Origin of the sequence: Aeromonas sp. S41-2, assembly GCF_027705845.1 — a bacterium.
In the GTDB taxonomy this organism is placed as follows: Bacteria; Pseudomonadota; Gammaproteobacteria; order Enterobacterales; family Aeromonadaceae; genus Aeromonas; species Aeromonas hydrophila.
This window is the reverse complement of record NZ_JAPDCG010000017.1, coordinates 34,364-41,628: the sequence shown is the minus strand read 5'-3', so window position 1 is coordinate 41,628 and position 7,265 is coordinate 34,364. Positions and strand designations below refer to the sequence as shown.

Below are 7,265 nucleotides of genomic sequence, written 5' to 3'. Positions count from 1 at the left end.
AAGGCCATCCGCAAGTACTTCCCGAAAGCCTGGATCCTGGCCATCACCACCAACAAGAAGACCGCTGCCCAGCTGGTACTGACCAAGGGTGTGGTTGCTCACGTGGTTGACAGCATCGCCTCCACCGACGATTTCTATCGCATCGGCAAAGAAGCAGCGCTGGCCAGCGGCATGGGTCTGAAGGGTGACGTGGTTGTCATGGTCTCCGGTGCCCTGGTACCGAGCGGCACCACCAACACCGCTTCTGTTCACGTTCTTTAATCGGAACTGAACAAGCTGAAAACGGCGCCTGCGGGCGCCGTTTTTTTTATCTGCCCCCCTGCTGCCCATTCTTGCCCGGTGTTAGAATCCACGCGGATTTAATCCAAGTGGGAAATCTCCCAAATATCGCGTAATAACCCGGAAGTTTTATGCTCTCAACACGCTTCAAAAGAGCCTCGGCCACCCTGTTGCCGCTGCTCTGCTTACTCGTCAGCCTCTGCGCCCCGCAGGCCATGGCGCAGGATGTGCCCTCACGTGCCAGTGTGCAGCGGGCACTCGATGCCCTTGGCAAGTCTGATACCCTCACCGTCAGCCAGCAGGCCGACCAGAAATTCCTGACCGACACCCTCACCCTGCTCGACAGCATCGAGAAGGAGAAGAGCAAGGCCAAGAGCCAGAGCGAGCGCATCCGCTCCCTGCCGGCCGAGCTCAGGGACATCAGCGCCAAGCTCGATGCCCTGACCCAGAACAAGAGTGCCGAGCAGATCAAGAGTGAATACGCCAGCATGAGCCTGAGCGAGCTGGAGAGTCGCCAGCCCGACGTCATGGCCAACATGCAGGATGCCCAGGAAGCCCTCGGCACCATCGGCAGCCAGATCACCAGCCTGCAAACCCTGCCGGAGCGGGCCCAGGCCCTGATGAGCCGCGCCTATCAGCGCAGCCAGGAGATCCGTACCCGCCTCAACGCCGGTGACGGGGTGAGCGGCGCCGAGAAGATGAAGCTGGGCGCCGAGCTGGCCTTGCAGGAGCTGCAACTGGCCAACCTGCAACAGCAGCTGGACAACCGCACCAGCATGCAGGATCTCGCCGTCAAGCAGCGCGACTACCAGAGCGCCCGCCTCGCGAGCGAAGAGCAGAAACTGCAGTTGCTGCAAGAGCAGAGCAGTGCCAAGCGCCTCGGTGACACCGAAAAGACCGCCGAGCAGACCGGCGAGCTGGTCGCCGCGGATGACAACCCGCTGGTACAAAAAGAGCAGGAGCTCAACCATCAGCTCAGCCAGCAACTGGTCAGCGCCACCACCAACCTCAACTCGCTGGTGCAGAAGAACCTGCAGGCCAAGAGCTGGCTGGAGCGCGGCACCCAGACCGAGCGCAACCTCAACGAACAGGTGCAGATGCTCAAGGGCAACCTGCTGCTGTCACGCATTCTCTACCAGCTCTACCAGCAGCTGGAGTCGTCGCCCTCCACGCTGGTGAAGAACCTGGAAGAGCAGATCGCCGATCTGCACCTGGCCCAGTTCGAGCTGAGCCAGCAGCGCGACCAGCTGTTCCAGAAGACCCAGTATCTGGACAACCTGATCGCCAGCAGCAGCGAGCCGGTGAGCGAGGAGGACAAAGCCAGCCTCTCCAAGCTGCTCGACACCCGCATCAGCCTGCTCGACCAGCTCAACCGCCAGCTGGATGCCCAGCTGACCAACGCCATCAGCCTGCAGCTGACCCAGCAGCAGCTGGCGCGGATCTACTCCTCCATCGAATTTACCCTGCAGCAGCACATCTTCTGGGTGAGCAGCAACAAGCCCATCGACGGCAAGTGGTTCATCAGCTGGCCGGCCCAGGCCTACAAGCAGGCCTCCGACTGGGTGCTGAAACCGGACTGGAGCGGCTGGGGTGAAACCTTGCTACCCATCACCCTGCTCGCCTTCCCGCTGCTGCTGGTGGGCGGTCTGCTGATCTGGAAGCGCCCGGCGCTGGTGGAGCGGCAGAAGAAGATCACCAAGGATCTGGGACGTTTTCGCCAGGACAGCCAGTGGCACACCCCGCGTGCCCTGCTGTTTACCGTGCTGCAGCGCCTGCCGGGCAGCCTGTTCATCCTGGCTGCCGGCCTGCTGCTGACTGACTGTGGTCTGCTCAGCTCCAGGCTGATTTTCCAGATCACCCTCAACCTGGCGCTCGGTTACCTGGTGTTCAGCGTCTATCTGGCGGTGATGCGGCCGGGCGGCATTGCCGAGACCCATTTCCGCATGCCGAAAGCCGAGCTGCAGGCCAAGCGCACCAGCATGCGCTACCTGTGGGTGCCCTTGCTGCCACTCATCATGCTGTCGACCAAGGCGGTAGTAGAACCCTCGTCGCTGGGCAATGACGTGGTGGGTCAGGCGCTGACCCTGGCCCTGCTGGGGCTGGCCGCCTACCTGGTGTTCCCCATCTCCCGCGCCCGCATCAAGGGCGAGGCGAGCATGCAGCAGTCCATCACCGCCATCGCCCTGGCGCTGGCACCGGTGGCGCTGATAGTGCTGGTGGGACTGGGCTACTACTACACCGCCCTCAAGCTGACCGGCCGGCTGATCGAATCCTTCTACCTCATCATCATCTGGAGCCTGGTCTACCGTACCGCCCTGCGCGGGCTGGAGCTGGCGGCCCGCCGTCTGGCCTATCGCCGTGCGGTGGCAAAGCGCGAACACAAAGCCCAGGAGGATGCGGAAGGGGGTGAGTCCATCGAAGAGCAGCCCATGGATCTGGAGGATGTCAGCCAGCAGTCCCTGCGTCTGACCCGCACCGTGCTGCTGCTGGTGTTCGGTGTCGCCTTCTACTGGCTCTGGTCCGATCTGGTGGCGGTATTCTCCTACCTCGACAGCATGGTGCTCTGGCACCGCACTGAAGGGACAGGGGCCAATGCCGTGCTCTTCCCGATCAGCCTGAGCGACGTGCTGATAGGCTTCCTGCTGCTAGGCGGCGCCTGGTCGCTGGCCCGCAACCTGCCGGGTCTGCTGGAGGTGCTGGTGCTCTCCAAGCTGAACCTGGCCCAGGGCACGGCCTACGCCATCACCACCATGCTCAACTATGTGCTGATCGGGGTCGGCTCGCTGACTGCCCTCTCCATGATGGGGGTGCAGTGGGACAAGCTGCAGTGGGTCGCCGGTGGTCTGTCGGTCGGTATCGGTTTCGGCATGAAGGAGATCCTCTCCAACTTCGTCTCCGGCATCATCATCCTGTTCGAGCGTCCGGTGCGGATCGGTGACACCGTCACCATAGGTTCCTTCTCCGGCACCGTCTCGCGGATCCGTATTCGCGCCACCACCCTGACCGACTTCGACCGCAAGGAGGTGATCATCCCCAACCAGCAGCTGATGACCGAGCGGCTGATCAACTGGTCGCTGAGCGACACCGTCACCCGCGTCATCGTGCGGGTAGGGGTGGCCTACGGTTCGGATCTGGAGCTGACCCGTACCCTGCTGAAACAGGCGGCGGACGACAACAGCCGCGTCTTGAAAGACCCGGCCCCCATCGTCTACTTCCTCACCTTCGGCCCCAGCACCCTGGATCACGAGCTGCGTTTCTTCGTGAGCGAGCTCGGCGATCGCAACCCGGCGGTGGACGAGCTGAACCGCAAGATAGACCAGCTGTTCCGCGAAAACGGCATCGAGATCGCGTTCAACCAGATGGACGTCTACATCAAAAACATGAAGGATGAAGAGCAGAAGGTGGAGTCCGACTCCGCCCAGCCTCCCGCCCTGCCGGGTGCCCAGCCCGTCTAAGGCAGCACGCCATGCCAATAGAAGGCCCCGCAAGGGGCCTTTTTTATGGTCGGCCGCCGGCCACCCAATCTGGTTTTGTGACGTGTCGGCCAGAATGGGACACCGTTTGCCGCTAGCCTGAAGCGCTTACCTCCCCCAGTGAGGGGTCTGCCCATCCGGGCCGGCCGCGATACACTGAGGGGCCCCCCCCACATTTGCCAAGGTGCGCCAATGAGTTCCCAACCCTCTCTGCTCTCTTTTCTCGGCTCTCCCCTGCTCGGGGTGGCCGCCACCTATGTCGACCCCGCCAGCAAGGAGACCGGCGTCTACATCTGCGGGGTCGAGATCCAGGCCGGCGACGAACTGCTGCTGAGCTTTTCCAAGGGGCATCAGCTGGCGGTGGGGGAGAAGATCACCCTGCATCTGGACAACCGCACCGGGGTCGACGAGTACGATGCCTCCTTGAGCGTCCATCGAGTCTCATACAAGGGGGTGATAACGCGCACCGCCCCGGACAAGGTGCAGGTCACCCCGCTGCAGTTCGAGCTCTGGTACGGCAACCGGGTGGTCTATGGCTTCGCCCGGCCGGACTATCAGCATCCCGCCGATGAACGCCCCGCCCGCGAGCTGCCGGTCACCCCGCTCACCGGCCTGCCGGTGCCTGACCTGCGCGAAGTGGAGAACAAGATCGGGGTGCTGGTGACCCGGGCCCAGTCCCAGCCGCACACCACAGTGCTGGCGTTTCTCTCCTCCGATGAGGACGACATCTTCTTCATCACCTTCCCCGAGACCTTCAAGTCACAATTGCTCAAGCGCGACGGGCGCTGCCACTTCGCCATCGACTCGCGGGCGGTGTTCACCTACACCCGCGCAATCGAGTGGAACTACACCATCATCGCCGCCGATGCCTACCAGATCCCGCAGGATCACCCGCTGTTCGAGCCCATCCGCGCCGCCTTCGTGCAGAAGAATCCGTGGGAAGTGGGCTTCTTCAGCCACCCGCAGGTGGAGCTCTACCACCTCAAGGCCCGTCAGGTGGTCTGCCCGGGGCGGGCAAAAGAGTAGGCCAGAACGGGCCCGAAAGAGGATAAGATGACCGCCGTTGCCCATGACAAGGAGTAGAGAGCAGATGCAGCAGGTCGTTTATGTGGCGAGCCCCGCCAGCCAGCAGATCCACGTGTTCGCCCTGGCCGGGAGCGGGGACCTCGCGTTATTGCAGGTGGTCGACACCCCGGGCCAGGTCCAGCCGCTGGTGATCAGCCCGGACGGGCACTGGCTCCATGCCGCCGTGCGGCCCGATTTTGCGCTCATCAGCTACCGGATTGGCGTGGATGGCCGGCTCAGCGAGCCGAGCTCGGCGCCGCTGGCGGGCAGCGCCTCCCACACCGCCATCTCGGCCGACGGCCGCTTCCTGCTGGCGGCCTCCTATGCCTTCAATCATGTCACCGTCTCCGCCATCGGTAGCGCCGGTCGGGCAGCGCCACCCCACCAGCAGCTCGACGGCTTGCAGGCCGCCCACTCGGTCACCCTGCTGGCCACCGATGGCCAGGGCGAGCAGGAGGTGCTGGTCGCCTGCCTCAAGGAGGACCGTATCCGCCGCTTTGTGCTCTGCCGGGAGGGTCGGCTGCGCCCCCATCCGCTGGGGGATCTGCAAACCGCCAGCGGCGCCGGTCCGCGCCATCTGGCGCTGCACCCAAGCAATGGCGATCTCTATTGCCTGAACGAGCTCGACTGCACCATCAACCGCTACCGGCGCAGCGCCGACGGCGAAATCAGACTCTGCCAGAGCCTGGAGATGCTGCCCGCCGGTTATCAGGGGGAGTACTGGGGCGCGGATCTGCACGTGACGCCGGATGGGCGCTTTCTCTACAGCAGCGAGCGGGCCAGCAGCCTGCTGACCCAGTTCGCGATTGCGCCGGATGGCGAGCTCGGGGTGGTCGGCCACTTCCCCACCGAAACCATGCCGCGCGGCTTTGCCATCGACGGGCAGGGCCGCTGGCTGCTGGCGGCAGGGCAAGCCTCCCACCAGCTGGCGCTGCACCGCATCGATCCGGCCAGCGGCGCCCTGACCCTGCAGGCACGCCAGCCGGTGGGCGAAGGGGCCATGTGGGTGCGGATATTGACGTTGGCGCCCTGAGTCCTTAGCACTCGCATCCACAAAACAGAGAGGCCACCCTGGGGTGGCCTCTCTTTAATCCTCTCAATGCAAATCAACGCAGGCACTTAATCCTTGGCGCTCTCCATGGCACCCTCTTCGGAGTGCTGGGGCAGGATGAGGTTGAGCAGGATGGCGGCCACCGAGGCCAGACCCACACCCGCCAGGGCGAAGTCACCGATCTTCATCTCCAGCGCACCGACACCCACGGTCAGGGTCACAGCCACGATGGCGATGTTGCGCGACAGCCCCAGATCCACCTTGGACTCCACCAGGGTCTTGAGACCGATGGCGGCGATGGATCCGAACAGCAGCAGCATGATACCGCCCATCACCGGCATCGGGATGGAGGTGAGCAGGGCGTTGAACTTGCCGAAGAAGGCCAGAATGATGGCGAACACCGCGGCCCAGGTCATGGTGACCGGGTTGAAGTTGCGAGTGATCATCACGGCGCCGGTCACTTCGGCATAGGTGGTGACGGGGGGGCCACCGATGAAGCCGGCGAAGCAGACGCCGATGCCGTCACCGGCCAGGGTACGGTGCAGACCCGGGTTCTTGGTGTAATCCTTGCCCGTCACACCCCCGATGGCCAGCACGCCGCCGATGTGTTCGATACAGGGGGCGATGGCCACCGGCAGCATGAACAGCGCCGCTGCCCAGTTGATCTCGGGGGTCACGAAGTGGGGCAGCGCCAACCAGGGGGCATTCACCATGCCATCGAAGCTCACCTGCCCCATCAGCACGGCGGCCACATAACCGGCGATGACGCCAGAGAGGATGGGGATGAGCTTGATCCAGCCCTTGCAGAACACCGCCGCAATCAGGGTCACCGCCAGCGAGATGCCGGCCAGGGTCAGCGCAACCGAGGCTGGCACGACCTGCTCACCGCCGGCACGGCCCATCGCCATGTTGCAGGCTACCTGGGCGACCGACAGACCGATCACCATGATCACCGGACCAATCACCACCGGCGGCAGCAGCTTGTGCACGAAACCCATCCCACGCACGCGAATGAGCGCGGCCAGGATGAAGTACATGAAACCGGCGGCAAACAGGCCGAACATGGTGGAGGGCAGGCCCCAGGTCTGGGTGGCGTAAATGATGGGGGCGATGAAGGCAAAGCTGGAACCGAGGAAAATCGGGACCTGGCGGCGGGTGCAGAGCTGGAACAGCAGGGTGCCCACACCGGCGCCAAGCAGGGCCATGGAGGGGTTCAGTCCGGTGAGCAGGGGCACCAGAACCATGGCACCGAAGGCGACAAACAGGATTTGCAGCCCGGCGACACTTTGCTTGACTAAGGAAAACATGGATGTCCTTAATTTTTTGATAACTGACAGGGATATTTGACACTTTTCAGTTATCACAAGACTTTTTCAAGGCACTGAATGAGCCATTCG

5 protein-coding genes are annotated in these 7,265 nt (G+C 63.5%); 4 read left to right on the top strand and 1 reads right to left on the bottom strand.

The annotated features are described in order from the left end of the window. The 4 genes from OKC44_RS21575 to pgl form a co-directional block, all read left to right on the top strand. Positions 1-261 (top strand): pyruvate kinase alpha/beta domain-containing protein (locus OKC44_RS21575; protein ID WP_333563254.1); only part of this gene is annotated, 261 nt, incomplete at its 5' end. Between the two features lie 149 nt (positions 262-410). Further along, entirely contained in the window at positions 411-3,734 is a 3,324-nt protein-coding gene (mscK, locus tag OKC44_RS21570) for a mechanosensitive channel MscK (RefSeq protein WP_270815040.1), read from the top strand. Positions 3,735-3,944: 210 nt separating this feature from the next. Continuing rightward, positions 3,945-4,778, top strand: coding sequence for a hypothetical protein (locus tag OKC44_RS21565; protein WP_270815038.1), 834 nt, complete (start codon positions 3,945-3,947; stop codon positions 4,776-4,778). Positions 4,779-4,842: 64 nt separating this feature from the next. Further along, positions 4,843-5,850, top strand: a complete 1,008-nt coding sequence (pgl, locus tag OKC44_RS21560) for a 6-phosphogluconolactonase (protein WP_270815036.1) — start codon at positions 4,843-4,845, stop codon at positions 5,848-5,850. Between the two features lie 86 nt (positions 5,851-5,936). Here the strand turns inward: pgl and OKC44_RS21555 are convergent, their stop codons facing one another. After that, entirely contained in the window at positions 5,937-7,175 is a 1,239-nt protein-coding gene (locus OKC44_RS21555) for a uracil-xanthine permease family protein (protein WP_016351527.1), read from the bottom strand. Between the last annotated feature and the right edge of the window lie 90 nt (positions 7,176-7,265).

Bases quoted from the DNA above. Each gene is read 5' to 3' on its own strand.
- mscK (WP_270815040.1), top strand. From the start codon at position 411: ATGCTCTCAACACGCTTCAAAAGAGCCTCGGCCACCCTGTTGCCGCTG.
- OKC44_RS21555 (WP_016351527.1), bottom strand. From the start codon at position 7,175: ATGTTTTCCTTAGTCAAGCAAAGTGTCGCCGGGCTGCAAATCCTGTTT.
- pgl (WP_270815036.1), top strand. From the start codon at position 4,843: ATGCAGCAGGTCGTTTATGTGGCGAGCCCCGCCAGCCAGCAGATCCAC.
- OKC44_RS21565 (WP_270815038.1), top strand. From the start codon at position 3,945: ATGAGTTCCCAACCCTCTCTGCTCTCTTTTCTCGGCTCTCCCCTGCTC.